Source organism: Hyphococcus sp. D3-15, from assembly GCF_055809375.1.
The window spans coordinates 2,059,761-2,074,175 of the sequence record NZ_CM147910.1 but is presented as its reverse complement, the minus strand read 5'-3'; the positions used below and the strand labels follow the sequence as shown (position 1 = coordinate 2,074,175).

Genomic DNA, 14,415 nt, shown 5'->3' with positions numbered 1-14,415 from the left:
CCCAGCGCGAAAGGTTTCAAGCCCCTTCGCGAAGCAGGCTGGCGAGCTTGTCGATCCCGGAAAGCAGCAATTCCGGGCGTTCCGCCGGGTCTTCGCGCGCGGCGAACGCATCCGCATCATATATACCGGTGGTGACGCCAACAGACAGCGCGCCGCCATCATTAGCCATTTTCGCCTCCAGCTGTGGGTCGTCGCCGACAACGACGATATTGGCGTCGGGCGACAGGCCCATCCGCGCCTTGGCGACGCGCAGCGCATCGAGCGATGGCTTGCCGAGCACATGCGCTTCCGCGCCGGTCAGCGCCTTCAACATGGCGTTGATCGCGAAGCTGGTGCCGATGCCGCGCTTTTCCGCGCCAGCCGCCGCAAAGAACGGCACATCCGACGCCGTGGTCAACGGCGTTCCCGCCCAGATCGCATGCACCGCCGCTTCAAGGTCGGGAAAGGTGAACTCGCGGAACCAGCCCACATAGATCGCATCATACTGGCCGCCATCGCCGGGCGCCTCGACAACTTCCAGGCCAAGATCAGCGAGCGGGCGCCAGACCGGCTCCTTGCCGAGCACGAGAATGCGCTTGGCGCCTTTTTCTTTTAGATAATGCGCCGCCGATGTGGACGGGGTCATGAATTCATCGTCGCGCACATCCAGCCCGGCATTGCGCATGGAATTGGCGTACCACAGCGGCGTTCTCGCCGTACCGTTGGTGAAGACCTGAAACGGCACCCCACGCTCGCGCAAAAAGCTGAGCGTCTCCGCCGCGCCGGGCAGCGCCACATGACCAGCGCTCGCCTTGTCGCCAAGCACGAGCGTGCCATCCATGTCAAAAACAAAACCTTCAGCTTTGTGCAGCCTGTCAGACAAGTCCCGCTCCCTTATGCAACGCCATGCGGAATCCGGGGCGCTCTATGGCGATGTCCGGCGCGTCCGGGCGCGCCGCCAGTTCTTTCAAAAGATTGAAAATCGGCGCCGCTTCCGGCGTATAGCTGGCGCTGGACCTGCCCGAGGCGAGCATCGCATCCACCTGCTCCTGCGGCATCACCGCCCGGAACAGGAACTCCTCATCATCCATGTCTGCGCCAAATTGTTTTCGAAGATCCCTATAGGCGGGGAAGCTCGCTTCATTGACGATTTCCGTGGCGCGGGGGCGATCAAGAATGGTCTGCTCGACTTCCTTGTCGATCGGGCTCGTCGGGCGGCCGAATTTACCCATGACATAGCGCAAGACCTGGTCGGAAACCTGCGCATAGCGCTTCGTTCCGATGACATTGAACAGCGCCTGGCTCATCACCATTTGCGGGAACGGCGTCACCATGATGGGGTGGCCAAGTTCGGCGCGCACGCGCTCCGTCTCTTCAATCACTTCGTCGAATTTATGGCCGAGATTTAGTTCGTCGAGTTGGCGCTTGGTGGTGGTCATCACCCCGCCGGCGATCTGATGACGCAGGAAGCTTGCATCGAAACTTTGCGGCTTGCCGACAGGCAATCCTTCTGCGCGCGCCAATCGCGTCCAATAGGCGTGCACAAATTTCAGTGCATCGTCATTGATGGGCACGCTATGCCCCGCCTCGCGCAGATTTGCGACCATGCGCGTCGCTTCCGGCAGGGAGGAGCCATCGCCCAAAGGCCCGACGCCAACATGCACTGCATCGATGATGCCAAGGTCGGCGGCGGCCAGCGACGTCAACGGGCCGTAGCCAATGGTGCAATGGGCGTGGATTTCGAGCGGCTTGTTCCCGATCGCCGCCTTCACCTTTGGCGCCAGCGAGCGCACCCGCTCCGGCGACATCAATCCGCCGGGGTCTTTCAGGTAAAACAGATCCACATCGCCGCTTTTGGCCAGCTTACCGGCGAAGTCCGCGTAAAACTCGTCCGTATGAATGTCCGACAGCGTGAAAGTCAGCGCGCCCATCACATCGGCGTCGCCTTCCTCCTTGATGATGCGCGCCGCCGCAAGCACCGATTCCGCATCATGCATGGGGTCAAGGACAACGAAACGGCGAATGCCCGCCATCTGCAAACGGCGATAAGCGAGCCGCATAAATTCCGGGTCCGCCAATTGCCACGCCACGAAACGCAATCCGGTCGTGATGAATTGCAGCGGCGTGCGCGGCATCGCTGCACGCATCCGTCTGATGCGCTCCCACGGATTGTTCTGGAAGTAACGAATGGCGACCGCCATGGTCGTTGAAGAAGTGAAATCGCAGGCATGAAACCCGACGCGATCCATTGCGGCCGCGATCTGCAAGATCTGCGCGGTGTTGAGCCCCGTCGCGCCCCAAAGCGACTGATTGCCGTCGCGGATTGAGACATCCACAAGTTTGATTTCAGCCATTCGCCCCTCCTTTCAAGGAAAGGCCCTCGAAAAACCGTGTGTCGACACCGCCTTTTTTAAAGCGCTCATCCGCCATGATCCGCGCATGCAATGGCGCTGTTGTCTTGACGCCTTCCACATTGAGGGCTTTTAACGCCGCCGCGGCGCGGGAAATCGCTTCTTTGCGCGACGCGCCGTGAACAATCAACTTGCCGATGAGCGAGTCGTAAGTCGGCGGAATGGAATCGCCGGACCGGATGTGGCTGTCGACGCGCACGCCCTCGCCTGCTGGCCATTCGGCTTTTGCGACACGCCCCGGCGACGGACGGAAATCCGCATCCGGGTCTTCGGCGTTGATCCGCACTTCGATAGCGGCGCCTAGAAAATTTATATCATCCTGACGAAAACCGAGCGGTGCGCCGTCAGCAATCAGCAATTGTTGCTCGACAATATCAACGCCCGTAATCTCTTCGGTCACCGGGTGCTCAACCTGAATACGCGCGTTCATTTCGAGAAAAAAGAAATCAAACGTCTCGGCGTCCACGAGAAACTCAACCGTGCCTGCGCCCTTGTAGTTTAGATGCTCGGCGATCTTCACCGCCGCCGCTTCAATCGCGCGATGTTTCTGGTCAGGTATATTCGGCGCGGGGGCTTCCTCCACCAGTTTCTGGAACCGCCGCTGGATAGAGCAATCTCGTGTGCCGAGATGGATGGCGCGGCTGCCGTCGCCTATCACCTGCACCTCCACATGGCGCCCGCTCGCAATGAAGCGCTCTACGTAGATGCGCGGATCGCCAAAGGCGACCTCCGCTTCCGCCATCGCCATGGCGATCTGACTTTTCAGGTCTTTGGCGTCATCGACGCGCTTCATGCCGCGCCCGCCGCCGCCTGAAACGGCCTTGATCAAAAGCGGGTAACCGGTTGTTTGCGCAATCTGCGCGGCGTCCTCCGCGGTTTCCGCCTCGCCGCCCGGAACAACCGGAAGCCCGGCTTCTATCGCGACGGCGCGCGCCTTCAGCTTGTCGCCCATGGCGTCAAGCGCGCGCGGTTCCGGCCCCACAAAGATCATGCCCGCTTCGGCCACAGCTTTGGCGAAATTGATGTTCTCTGAAAGGAACCCATAGCCCGGATGCACCGCATCGGCGCCTGCCTCTTTCGCAGCGGCGACGACTTTTGCGATATTGAGATAAGATTGCGACGATGGCGCAGGCCCCAGGCGAACGACAATATCCGCTTCCGCCGCGCCGCGCGATGTCGCATCAGCGTCGGACACGCCAAGCGCGGTTTTGAGCCCGAGCTTCTTCGCCGTGCGGATGATGCGCAACGCGATCTCACCACGGTTGGCGATAAACAGCGTATTGATCGCCATTTAAGGCTTCACCTTCATGAGAACCGTATGCGCCTCGATGGGTTCGGCGTTCTCGGGCACGATCTCGACAATCTCGCCCTCGACGCCCGCATGAACAGGGTTCATCAGTTTCATGGTTTCGATAATCGCCACGACCGTATCCGGCTTCACCTTGTCGCCAACCTGTACGAAAGGCGGCGCACCAGGTTGCGGCGCGCGATAAAACGTGCCCGGCAATGGCGGCTTGATGAGAAGCAGCCCATCTTCTTCCGCAGCGACTTCCGGTTCGACAGCGGAAGCGACGGTTTTCGCCTCTCCGCCGATTGGCGACCATTCCTGCGTCCAGCCTTCGCCCGACCGTTTCACGCGCAAGCGAAAACGCGCGGTTTCTATGTCGAGCACCTCGTAAGACGACTTGGAAAGAATTGAGGTGATTTCCTCAACGTCTTCCGGGGTTAGCGGCAAATCATTACTCATCGTCTATGTCCGCTTCCCGCCAAAAATATTCATCACATGCTTCATGGGATTGTCCTGCGCCTGCGCCACCGGCGCAGCATCCTTGGCGGACCAGACGGTTTCCGGCCGGCTCTGCAGCAACAGGATATCGCCGCTATCGCGCTCGACCGCCCATTCAATATCTTGCGGTTTGCCGTAATGTTTCTCGGTCTTGCGCGCGATGTCTTTCAGCTTCAGCAATTCCTCATCGCTGAGGCACGGCGCCGTGCGTTCCTCGCCTGACAATTCCACATCCTCTATGCCGCCGCCCGCTTTCGGCGACTGCCTTATATGTTTGTCGGAAATGTCGCGCGTGGTGATTTCGCCGGTCAGCTTGCCGACCACCCAACGGTCCGGCGTGACTTCGCCCGACACCACAGAAGAGCCAAGGCCCCAGGCCCCTTCAATGGTAATCACCGAACGGTCGCCGGTGAGAGGGCTGCGCGTAAACATGACGCCCGCCGTGCGCGCATCGACCATGCGCTGCACGACAACGCCCATGGCGACGCCCGATTCCGGAAAATTCTGGCGGCGACGATAACAGACGGACTCGACTGAATAGAGGCTCGCCCAGCAGGAGCGCACCATCTTCAACGCTTCTTCAGCGCCGAGCACCCACAGATAAGTATCTTGAAGCCCCGCGAAAGAAGCATCATCCGCATCTTCCGTGGTCGCCGAAGACCTCACCGCGACAGGCGCATCAGGAAGGTCTGCACAAAGTTCGGCGTATGCGCTTGTCAGCGCCTGCTCCACATCAGCCGGCATCGCCGTTTGTTCGATCCGCTCACGGATTTTCCCGGTGACCGCCGCGACCCTATCGAGATCATTCGGATCAAGCGCCTCTACCGGCGCGCGCAACGGTTCGGCTTCATCGAGCACTTGAATAAAGCGCTCAAATGCCTCGGTGCGCACCACAAAGCCCGGCGGCACGGCGATTCCGGCTTTGGTCAACTCGCCGAGGCTGCCGCCTTTGCCGCCAACACTCGGGCGGTCGGCAAGCCCGATATCGGCAAACCAGGAAATATTCTCAGCAGAACTCATATGCAGATCCTAAAGCAGCGTGACGACGCCGCGCGCGCCATCGACGCGAATGCGCTGGCCGTCTTGTATGCGCGAGGTGGCTTGCCCGGTGCCGACAACGGCAGGCAGTCCATATTCGCGCGCGACAATGGCGGCGTGGCTCATGGAGCCGCCAATGTCGGAAACCGCCGCGGCGATTTTTTGAAATACCGGCGCCCAGGTCGGATTGGTGACCTGACAGACGAGGATGTCGCCTTCTTGAAGGCGGCTGATTTCCTGCACCGACTTGATGACCCGCGCCGTGCCTTCTGCAACCCCGCTTGAAGCCGCGAAGCCGCGAATTTCCTTGCCGTCCGCATCGGAAGGGCCGGAAAGCCAGACATCGAGATTTTCCCTTGTGATGCCCCAGAGCATGACAATCGCCGGATCGTCGATAATGTCCGGCACCGGACCCAAGGCGGGCGGCGTATCCAACCCGGTCCATGTCTCAATCGCCTTTTTGCGCTCGGCGATCATGGCCTTGAAACGGGCGCCGCCGCGCGGCGCCGATCCGTTGGACCAGCTTGTCATCACATCGACGATCGCCTGTTCAAGTTCGTAGTGAGAAAGGTGGAACACGTCCTCCTGCTTCTCGATCAAGCCATGTTCGACGAGCAGATCGCCGAATTCGCGGATTTTGTTGAAGAACAGGTTTGTGTACCAGTGCTCGCAATAGAATTTATGACCCTCAACATAGGGAAAGACGCGGCAGGCGAGCTCGATCATCTGGTCATAGGCCGCGCGCTCTTCATCCGTCGATAGAAGCTCGCGATAGCCGTCGATAAGGTCCTGGCGTTCCGCCTGAAGCTTCTCAACAGGACGGTCAATATTCTCGCCTGCCTTCACCTTGGCGATGTAGCCAGGCAGCGCCGAGAAAGGCAGCGACAAATCATCGTTCCATGACCGATGATAGTGATAGAACCCGTCACCCACATTGACGTTGAACCAGGGATTGCGCGAGGTCTCGAGTTCTTCGAGCCATTTCTTGCCGGGCTCGCCCATCTGCTCCAGCGACGCCATAACGTCATCGGCGGAAACGCCGTCCGCGAACTTGCCGTCAATGCCGAGCTCTACGGCGCACCGCGCAAGACGCTTGATTTCATCATCCGGCTTGAAAATCTCCGCCTCAAAACCCGCAACCATGCGCGCAATGGTCTGATCGGTAATTTCCGGAAAGGCTTTCTTGCAGAAATCGAAGAAAACCATATAGGCGCCATATCCGAGCAGCAAAAACTCGAAGTGGTGGTGCCACATCCGGAAATAGCCCTCGAGCGTCTTTTGATAGGTGTCGAGGAGGTAGTGGTTTGACGCGACGCCCTTGCCCGCATGGACGTTTTCCAGCGGTTCAAATTCCGGCAATGTCGGCTTGGGCAGTTCTTGCGCATCTGAAATCAGTTTGCGCATTTTGTCTTTCCACTGGTCGTAAAGCCGCTCCCAGTGTTCGTAATAGTAGAATGCGCGTTTTTGGAATTCTTCCGTACGCCGCTCAATTTCCGCCGGATCTGTGACGGCGTTGCCGCCAATATAGACGCGGCCATTCAACACGCGGTAGTCGATCCCCAAAGTCGTCGGCAAGCAGTGCACGCGCGTATTCGAAGAACCAAGCGCGCAATAAGCCGCTTCAGCTGTAATCATATCGAACACATGCATCGGCTCGGGAAAGTGCATCGAGTTGTAAAACCAGAAGCGCTCATCGTCTTCCGGACCGAATTGCATGTAGTAGGGATAAGCGGCCTGCGCGCCTTCAGTGCCGTCTGCAACGCTCAGTGAACTGGGTTTGGGAAAGCCGGTCGGCTTGGTCGACATAATTTCCTCATTTCCTCCCGGGCGCGGCCTCTTACGGGCGTTAGCGCCATGATTTCACGGATTTGCAGCCATTCAGGCCGGACCGCGCTCGCTCTGGACAGGAGCATAGGGCGCCCATATCTTCTCGAAAAGCGGAATATTCGGATCACGTCATTCGATAATTGTTATGAACCTCGGCACGCGCGACTTCCACCTCGTCTCGGTTTTGGCGAACGAACTTCACTTCGGCCGCGCCGCCGACACGCTCGGCATGCGCCAGCCGCAATTGTCGACGCGCCTTGCGCAGATCGAACGCGGTCTCGGTGTCGCGCTGTTTGTGCGCCGCCCGCGCGTCATGCTGACGCCCGCCGGCCGGATGATCGCAGACGCCGCGCGCCGCGCCTTCAGTGAATTCGACGCCGCTGTTGAACAGGCGCGCCTGGTTGAGCGCGGCCAGATCGGCTCAATCGTCACCGCCATCGGTTCCAGCGTGATGCTCACCGACATTCCGCATTCAATTCAGCGCTTTCGCGACAAATATCCCGATATCGGCCTCACCTTGCGCGACATGCATTCGCGCCAGCAATGGGAAGCCCTCGCCGCCGGCCAAATCGACGTCGCCATCACCCGGGAAATCGGCGTCGGCCGCTCCCTGAAAAGCGAAATTATCGGCCGCCAGCGCTTTGTCGTATTGATGCCGTCGAACCACGCGCTATCCGGGCGCAAAAAAATCGCGCTTGAAGATTTAAAGGATGAATCTTTCGTCCTGTTTCAACCGGTGATCGCGCCCGGCCTGCATCACCAGATCAATGCGCTGTGCATCCGTGCGGGGTTTTCACCAAAGATCGTGCAGGAAGCGGAAGAATGGTACACGGTGCTTGGCTTTGTGCGCGCCGGCTTCGGGATCACCATTACCCTCGACATGCCCGGCGCGCCGGTATTGGCCGATGTGACGTCATGCCCGCTGGAAGGGCTTGAAACCCATTCGCCGATCTTCTTGTGCTGGGACGAGGCGCGCGATTCCGCATCGCGCGATCTGTTTCTCGACTGGTTGCGGCAGGATTCAACGCCGTTGCACAATCAGGAAAAACAGCGCGCGAAACCGCGCAAACGCTGACCGCGATCGCCGCGAGACTGCATCAAAGCTTTGCTTAAAGCGAAGTCTCGCGTCTTTGATCGATTTCGCCGCCTCTTACGGCTATGATGAAAAAAACATCCGCCAATCGGGCAACAGAAACGGACGACCACTCATGAAAAAATATGTTCTCAAAGCCGGCAGCACATCGCTTGAAAGCCTGGTCATCGTCGAACAGGACGAACCGAAAGTAAAACCGGGCGAAGTCCTGATCCGTGTTCACGCCTGCTCGCTCAACTTCCGCGATCAGGCGGTCGTCACCGGAAACTATTTTGGCGGCGTTGTGCCGAATGACACTGTTCCGCTTTCTGACGGCGCAGGCGAAGTCGTCGCAGTCGGCGATAACGTAACGGAATTCAAAGCGGGCGACCGCGTCGCCGGCCTGTTCTTCCAGAACTGGCATGACGGCCCGCCAAACCCTACCGCCGGCCCTGCCCTTGGCGCGACCGGTTGCGACGGCATGCTCGCGGAATATGTCGCCTTGCCGGAGCGCGGCATTGTCAAAATCCCTGACAGCCTATCCTATGAAGAAGCAGCGACATTGCCATGCGCTGGCGTCACCGCATGGAATGCGCTGATGTGCGGACGCAATCCGATAAAGGTGGGAGATTGCGTCTGCGTGCTCGGCACGGGCGGCGTCTCCATGCTGGCCTTGCAGTTCGCCCATGCAGCCGGCGCCCATGTGGTCGCGACATCATCATCTGACGAAAAGCTTGAACGGGCGAAAAAACTCGGCGCGTCAGGGTTCGTCAATTACCGGAACACGCCGGAATGGGGCCCGGCGGCCGCCGCGGCGAGCCACAAAGGCGGCGCCGATGTGGTCGTCGAAGTCGGCGGCGCGGGAACGCTCGCGCAATCCATGCAAGCCGTGAACTTCAATGGAGAGATCGCGCTGATCGGCGTGCTGACGCGCGAAGGCGATACGACCCCGCATCCGTTGATGATGAAAGGCTCAAGCATTCGCGGGATTTTCGTCGGCAACAAGACCATGGCGACGGACCTCGCTGCGGCCATCGACGTGAACGGCATCAAGCCGGTCATCGACAAAGTCTTCCCGTTTAAGGACGCCGCAGAAGCATACCGCTATCAGTCCCGCGGCGCGTTCGGTAAGGTCGTGATCAAGCTTTAGCGCAGGCGCGCGGCTATTTCGCTGAGATAGCCGCGTCCGCTGCTTCGTCCATGGCGCGCACCGGATTGACCGGACCCGACTTGCGCCCGTCGAGAAATTCATTGCGAATTGAACGGCGTGAGAACAGCCATTCGCCGTCGATGCGCGCAAGCTCATCTTCATAATGACCGAAAGTGCCGATCTTCGGCGCGCCCTCCGGTCCGTCATTCGCCATTTCATACCAGAAGGATGTCGCCCAGGCGCGGTCGCCTTCAACGCGGATCACCTTGTGCGCGATGACATGGCGCAGCGCCGCAGGATCGCCATTCTGATCGGTGTAGATCTTGCCGATGCTTTCCTTGAACGCCCTTACCGTCGCGCCGATATTCTCGCGCCCGACAGCAGAACCGCGCGCAAATTCAAGCTCGCCGTCTTCGGTGAACATATCGACATAGGCGTCAAAATCATTCCAATCCATGGCGAAAAGATAACGGGCCATGAGATCTTCAATGGCGGCGCGATCATCGCCATAGCTCGCCTTTTTCGCGGCGGCGGGCGCAATGGATAAGATAGCGATGAAGATCGCAGCAAAGAGTTTCTTCATGATCGCGATCTTCTCCCTGAAGGCCTAATTTACGGCGCGCCCGGAGTCGCCCCAGAAAGGTTCGCGCAATTTCTTCTTGTCCATCTTGCCTACAGCGGTGCGGGGAATTGCTTCGATGAAATGCACTTCCTTCGGCGCTTTGACCGAACCGATGCGCGCTTTGACATGGGCGATGATTGTATCGGCGCTGACATCTTTCGCAGGGTCCTTCACCACCATGGCCGTCACCTGCTCTCCCCATTTTTCATGAGGCACGCCGATCACCGCGCATTCACGCACTTCCGCAAGCTCCATCACCGCGTCTTCCACTTCGGCGGAGAAGACGTTGAAACCGCCGGAGACGATCATGTCCTTCTTGCGGTCGACAATATAGTAAAAGCCGTGCTCGTCGCGCTTGCCCACATCGCCCGTATGGTGCCAGCCATGTTCAACCGCTTCGGCGCTGGCTTCCGGCATTTCGAAATAGCCGCCGCCGACAATGGCGCCGCGCCCGACAATTTCGCCTACTTCGCCGGTGGGTAGAATATTGCCGTCATCGTCCATCAATTCAACGCGCACGGAGTAAGTCGCCTCGCCGCAGCTGGTGAGGCGCTCTGGATGCTCGCCTCGCGCCGCCGCCGCGACCACTTCCGGCGACAGCCAGGTGGCGACGAGGTGGAATTCTGTCTGGCCATAGCTCTGACACATGCAGGGACCGAAAATCTCCACCGCCTGTTTCAGCTTTTCACCGGCGACCGGCGAACCCGCGAGCAGGAAATATTTAAGGCTCGAATAGTCGAAGTCTTTAACCTTGGGATGGGCGAGCATGGCGTAGAGCGCTGTCGGCGGCAGGAACATATGGGTGACCTTGTGTTCCTGGATCGCCGTCATCACCGCTTCCGCGTCAAAAGTCGGCAGCACCACAACCGTCGCGCCCATGGCGAGCGCCGCCATGGTCACAGGCCCCGCCGCATGGGTCAAAGGCGCGGTCGCAAGGCAAACCGGGTTTTTGGCGGGCATGATATTGCAGATGGTCTCCAGCATCGCGCCCCAGCTGCGGTTCATCACGCGCACGCCCTTGGCCGGCCCAGTGGTGCCGCCAGTGGCGATCAGCGCCGTCACATCTTCCGGGTTGCCGATCGGATCGCCCTGATCAGGAAACACATCGGACGGCGCCAGCTTCATGAAGTCTTCCAGCGACTGGTCTTCACCTGATGGACCATCCAGGCACACCATCTGCCGGATTGTCGGAACTTCGCGCTTAATCTGTTCGGCTTCCTTGGCGTAGCCTGAGTGGTAGAAGATCATGCTAACGCGCACATATTTCAGATAAGCGATATTCGCATCGAGGGCGTTGCGGGTGTTGACCGGTATCCAGATCGCTCCCGCCCGCCAGCAGCCCAGCATGGCGGTCAGCACCGTACTGTCATTCGGCGACATGATAGCAATCGGCTCTTGATGCTGCATGCCGGATTGGGCGAGCGCGCCAGCCAGCCGATGCGTCAGGGTTTCCATTTCGCGATAGGTGTGGCGCGTCTCACCGGCGACAAGCACATCCCGGTTCGGATGAAGTTTCGCCATTTTGTCAAAATAATCGATTGTTCGCATGAGACCGTTTCACCTTGCCGATAACGTATTACACAGAATCCCTCTCTCGCTTTAAGCAGAACTACCGCCCGTGTGACAACACGAAACGGTAGCAATGCCGGGCGCAAGAGGAAGGCGACCATGGCGCCGTTCCTCCAAAAACGATCCATCAAAAGTGAAATGACATTATCCGTGCGGAACGGTCTGCGCGTCCCATTGCAACGCAAGTGCAGCATAAACCAGCGACGCCCTTGTCGGCTCGCGGCCCGCAACGGGCTTCTCCCACGCAGCGCCTCAAGTTCTCTTTTTTCACATTTTTTCTGCGCTGGGACAGGGTTATCAGCCCCCTTTGGGGCATAGTTTTCGCCCGCTGCCAGTAGACATGGTGCGAACAAAGATTGTAAGCAACATATACAATATTCGCCGCTGGCCGGACGTCAGCGGACGATTTTTATGAACAATATGCGATCAGGAGGATGCTGCCCAATGTCAGCCAAGAATCTGGAAGAGGTGCTTAAAGGCGCCGGTAATACGGTTGAGATGCTCCGTAATTCTAAAATCGGCGCTTATGTCTATCCGGTGGTGCCGACTGAGTTTCACAACTGGCGCGACGAACAGCGCGCATGGCGCGAAACCGCCGTTCTCTTCGATCAGACCCACCACATGGTCGACCTGTTCCTCAAAGGTCCGGACGCCATCAAGGTTTGCTCCGACACCGCGATCAACACATTCAAGAATTTCCCGGTCAACCGCGCGAAGCAATATGTGCCGGTCAGCCATGACGGCTATGTGATCGGCGACGGCATTCTCTTCAACCTCGAAGAAAACCACGTTGTCTTTGTCGGTCGCGCGCCTTCCGCGAACTGGCTGCAATATCATGCGGAAACCGGCGGCTATGACGTCGAAGTCACCTATGATGACCGCTCACCCTCCATGCCGATGGGCAAAGCCGTCACCCGCAAATTCTACCGCTTCCAGATCCAGGGCCCGAACGCTCAAAAGGTCATCGAAAAACTGAATGGCGGACCATTCGAAGACATCAAGTTCTTCCATATGGGCTACATCAACATTGGCGGCAAAAAAGTCCGCGCCCTGCGTCACGGCATGGCCGGCGCGCCTGGTCTCGAAATCTGGGGCCCTTACGAAGAATATCTCGACATCCGCGCGAAGATCCTCGAAGTCGGCGCCGAATTCGGCATCGTCCCTGTGGGTTGCCGCGCTTATGCGACCAACACGCTTGAATCCGGCTGGATCCCCTCGCCGCTCCCGGCTGTCTATACGGGCGACGAGATGAAAGCCTATCGCGAATGGCTCCCGGCGAAATCCTATGAAGCCATGGGCGGCATTGGCGGTTCTTACGTCTCCGACAATATCGAAGACTATTATGTGTCGCCTTACGACATTGGCTACGGCCCGTTTGTGAAATTCGACCATGACTTCATCGGCGCCGACGCGCTGAAGAAGATGGAGAAAGAACAGACCCGCCGCAAAGTGACGCTGGCCTGGAACGACGACGATGTGCGCAAGATCATGGGCTCGGTTGTCGGCACGGGCACGCCTTACAAATATTTCGAACAGCCGCTCGCGAACTATGCGTCGTCGAACTACGACTCAGTCACAGCGAATGGCAAAAATGTCGGCTTCTCGATGTTCACCGGCATCTCCTACAACGAGCGCAAGGCGCTCTCGCTTGCGACTGTCGACAACGACGTGGAAATCGGCAACGAAGTGAAAGTCATCTGGGGCGAGCCCGATGGCGGCACAGGCAAAACCACAGTCGAACGTCACCAGCAGACGGAAGTGCGCGCCATTGTGAGCCCGGTTCCTTATTCGGAAACCGCTCGCAAGGAATATGCTTCCGGCTGGCGTACGGGCAAAGCGTAAGCCCTGACAGAACCCAATCGAAAAGGCCGGCGCTTGCGCCGGCCTTTTTTATGCGCGGCGCGTTATCGCCTTGTATGCGCTTCAGCCCATTCAATGGTGTTCTTCAGCGCCGCGAAGGTGAAGAAATGAACGCCCCAAATATCGGCGGTCTGGTCGTCCAGTTGCAATTGCGCGATTTCCGTCAGCACTCTTTCCGGAGTTTCCGTCGTGAGCAGGTTGCTGGTCATCGCCTGGCGTTCTTTCATCATGCGCAAGGACGGCCCCACACCGCATATGATCGCATATTTGAGGAGCGTTGCAGGCTTCGCCGGCCCGGCGACGCCGATCCGCACAGGCACGGTGATCCCCCGCGCCCGCAAGCCGCGCACATAATTGAAAATGGTCTCAGCGTCGAAACAGAGCTGGCTCACCAGCACAATCTGCAAGCCCTGCTTATCCGCCTCGGCGATTTTATCCGTCATCGCCTTCATCAGCACCGCGTCTGAAATGCGCGGATGGCCTTCCGGGTAGCAACCAATCGCGATCTTGTTGACGCCGTGCTTTGCGAAGAGGCCGGTTTTTATAAGATCGAGCGCGCTTGAAAAATCACCGGCGCAATCATCGCGATCACCACCAAGCACCAACGCCCGGTCAAGACTGGACGCCGCCTTGAGCCGCGCCAGATGCTCGTCAAATGCTGCGTAATTTTTGACATTGCGCGCCACAAGATGCGGCACCGGCTCCAACCCGAGCTGACGCACACGACTTGTCAGCTCAATCTGCTGGTCCGGCGAGATCCTGCGGCAGGGATGCAATGTAAACCCGCGAGCCCGGCGGCATCAGCCGCGCCGCCACATCAAGCGATTTTCGGTCCGGCGTCGTCACTTCAGCCGAATAGCCCTGCAAAATTTTCGACAGCATGCCTTTGTCGTCAAGGGCGGTGCTCATGGCGGCGTTCCTCTGCCGGGACTTCTGGATTTCAAACCGGTCCGCGTGTTGTGCGGATTATGCGCCAAATACGGAAAAAGCTGAAGTTTTTTGTATGTATTACAAACGATACCGTCTCTTCGCGCGGCCGCAAGCGCGTCGACAAACGCACGGAGGCGGTCTTTGCCGCCGCCTGCATTGACCCGGACCGGC

At 58.8% G+C, this 14,415-nt stretch carries 13 protein-coding genes; 3 read left to right on the top strand and 10 right to left on the bottom strand.

Translation table 11 applies throughout. The features are described from left to right. Positions 1 to 16 precede the first annotated feature (16 nt). The 6 genes from AC0L8G_RS10295 to AC0L8G_RS10270 are packed head-to-tail and all read right to left on the bottom strand — an operon-like array spanning position 17 to position 7,020. Entirely contained in the window at positions 17 to 862 is an 846-nt protein-coding gene (locus AC0L8G_RS10295) for an HAD-IIA family hydrolase (RefSeq protein ID WP_473388778.1), read from the bottom strand. Continuing rightward, the gene (locus AC0L8G_RS10290; RefSeq protein ID WP_473388777.1) at positions 855 to 2,333 is read right to left on the bottom strand and encodes a biotin carboxyl carrier protein; all 1,479 of its coding nucleotides are present in this window, start codon (positions 2,331 to 2,333) and stop codon (positions 855 to 857) included. The genes AC0L8G_RS10295 and AC0L8G_RS10290 overlap by 8 nt, the downstream gene beginning before the upstream one ends. Continuing rightward, entirely contained in the window at positions 2,326 to 3,681 is a 1,356-nt protein-coding gene (locus tag AC0L8G_RS10285) for an acetyl-CoA carboxylase biotin carboxylase subunit (RefSeq protein WP_473388776.1), read from the bottom strand. The genes AC0L8G_RS10290 and AC0L8G_RS10285 overlap by 8 nt, the downstream gene beginning before the upstream one ends. Further along, positions 3,682 to 4,137, bottom strand: a complete 456-nt coding sequence (locus tag AC0L8G_RS10280) for an acetyl-CoA carboxylase biotin carboxyl carrier protein (RefSeq protein WP_473388774.1) — start codon at positions 4,135 to 4,137, stop codon at positions 3,682 to 3,684. Positions 4,138 to 4,140: 3 nt separating this feature from the next. Then, on the bottom strand, positions 4,141 to 5,196 hold the full coding sequence (locus AC0L8G_RS10275) for a PEP/pyruvate-binding domain-containing protein (RefSeq protein ID WP_473388773.1): 1,056 nt from the start codon (positions 5,194 to 5,196) through the stop codon (positions 4,141 to 4,143). A 9-nt stretch (positions 5,197 to 5,205) separates the two neighbouring features. Next, positions 5,206 to 7,020 (bottom strand): PEP-utilizing enzyme, encoded by a 1,815-nt coding sequence (locus AC0L8G_RS10270; protein WP_473388772.1) that lies wholly within the window; start codon positions 7,018 to 7,020, stop codon positions 5,206 to 5,208. A gap of 166 nt (positions 7,021 to 7,186) precedes the next feature. Here AC0L8G_RS10270 and AC0L8G_RS10265 point away from each other — a divergent pair, with 166 nt between their 5' ends. Further along, a complete protein-coding gene (locus AC0L8G_RS10265) occupies positions 7,187 to 8,116 on the top strand; it encodes a LysR family transcriptional regulator (protein WP_473388771.1) in 930 nt (309 codons plus the stop codon). Between the two features lie 133 nt (positions 8,117 to 8,249). Further along, a complete protein-coding gene (locus AC0L8G_RS10260) occupies positions 8,250 to 9,263 on the top strand; it encodes a zinc-dependent alcohol dehydrogenase family protein (RefSeq protein WP_473388770.1) in 1,014 nt (337 codons plus the stop codon). Between the two features lie 13 nt (positions 9,264 to 9,276). Here AC0L8G_RS10260 and AC0L8G_RS10255 read toward each other — a convergent pair whose 3' ends face one another. After that, positions 9,277 to 9,846, bottom strand: coding sequence for a nuclear transport factor 2 family protein (locus tag AC0L8G_RS10255; protein ID WP_473388769.1), 570 nt, complete (start codon positions 9,844 to 9,846; stop codon positions 9,277 to 9,279). A gap of 24 nt (positions 9,847 to 9,870) precedes the next feature. After that, a complete protein-coding gene (locus AC0L8G_RS10250) occupies positions 9,871 to 11,433 on the bottom strand; it encodes a class I adenylate-forming enzyme family protein (RefSeq protein ID WP_473388767.1) in 1,563 nt (520 codons plus the stop codon). Positions 11,434 to 11,898: 465 nt separating this feature from the next. Here AC0L8G_RS10250 and ligM point away from each other — a divergent pair, with 465 nt between their 5' ends. Next, complete coding sequence (gene ligM / locus AC0L8G_RS10245; RefSeq protein WP_473388766.1) at positions 11,899 to 13,296, top strand: vanillate/3-O-methylgallate O-demethylase; 1,398 nt, start codon at positions 11,899 to 11,901, stop codon at positions 13,294 to 13,296. A 62-nt stretch (positions 13,297 to 13,358) separates the two neighbouring features. Here ligM and AC0L8G_RS10240 read toward each other — a convergent pair whose 3' ends face one another. Together AC0L8G_RS10240 and AC0L8G_RS10235 are read right to left on the bottom strand one after the other, a co-directional pair. Beyond that, positions 13,359 to 14,036, bottom strand: coding sequence for a methylenetetrahydrofolate reductase (locus AC0L8G_RS10240; protein WP_473388765.1), 678 nt, complete (start codon positions 14,034 to 14,036; stop codon positions 13,359 to 13,361). A 13-nt stretch (positions 14,037 to 14,049) separates the two neighbouring features. After that, positions 14,050 to 14,223 (bottom strand): hypothetical protein, encoded by a 174-nt coding sequence (locus tag AC0L8G_RS10235; RefSeq protein ID WP_473388763.1) that lies wholly within the window; start codon positions 14,221 to 14,223, stop codon positions 14,050 to 14,052. Between the last annotated feature and the right edge of the window lie 192 nt (positions 14,224 to 14,415).

What these genes read in the sequence shown, in the direction of transcription:
- AC0L8G_RS10290 (WP_473388777.1), bottom strand. Translation starts at nt 2,333, where the DNA reads ATGGCTGAAATCAAACTTGTGGATGTCTCAATCCGCGACGGCAATCAG.
- AC0L8G_RS10285 (WP_473388776.1), bottom strand. Translation starts at nt 3,681, where the DNA reads ATGGCGATCAATACGCTGTTTATCGCCAACCGTGGTGAGATCGCGTTG.
- AC0L8G_RS10280 (WP_473388774.1), bottom strand. Translation starts at nt 4,137, where the DNA reads ATGAGTAATGATTTGCCGCTAACCCCGGAAGACGTTGAGGAAATCACC.
- AC0L8G_RS10275 (WP_473388773.1), bottom strand. Translation starts at nt 5,196, where the DNA reads ATGAGTTCTGCTGAGAATATTTCCTGGTTTGCCGATATCGGGCTTGCC.
- AC0L8G_RS10270 (WP_473388772.1), bottom strand. Translation starts at nt 7,020, where the DNA reads ATGTCGACCAAGCCGACCGGCTTTCCCAAACCCAGTTCACTGAGCGTT.
- AC0L8G_RS10265 (WP_473388771.1), top strand. Translation starts at nt 7,187, where the DNA reads ATGAACCTCGGCACGCGCGACTTCCACCTCGTCTCGGTTTTGGCGAAC.
- AC0L8G_RS10260 (WP_473388770.1), top strand. Translation starts at nt 8,250, where the DNA reads ATGAAAAAATATGTTCTCAAAGCCGGCAGCACATCGCTTGAAAGCCTG.
- AC0L8G_RS10255 (WP_473388769.1), bottom strand. Translation starts at nt 9,846, where the DNA reads ATGAAGAAACTCTTTGCTGCGATCTTCATCGCTATCTTATCCATTGCG.
- AC0L8G_RS10250 (WP_473388767.1), bottom strand. Translation starts at nt 11,433, where the DNA reads ATGCGAACAATCGATTATTTTGACAAAATGGCGAAACTTCATCCGAAC.
- ligM (WP_473388766.1), top strand. Translation starts at nt 11,899, where the DNA reads ATGTCAGCCAAGAATCTGGAAGAGGTGCTTAAAGGCGCCGGTAATACG.
- AC0L8G_RS10235 (WP_473388763.1), bottom strand. Translation starts at nt 14,223, where the DNA reads ATGAGCACCGCCCTTGACGACAAAGGCATGCTGTCGAAAATTTTGCAG.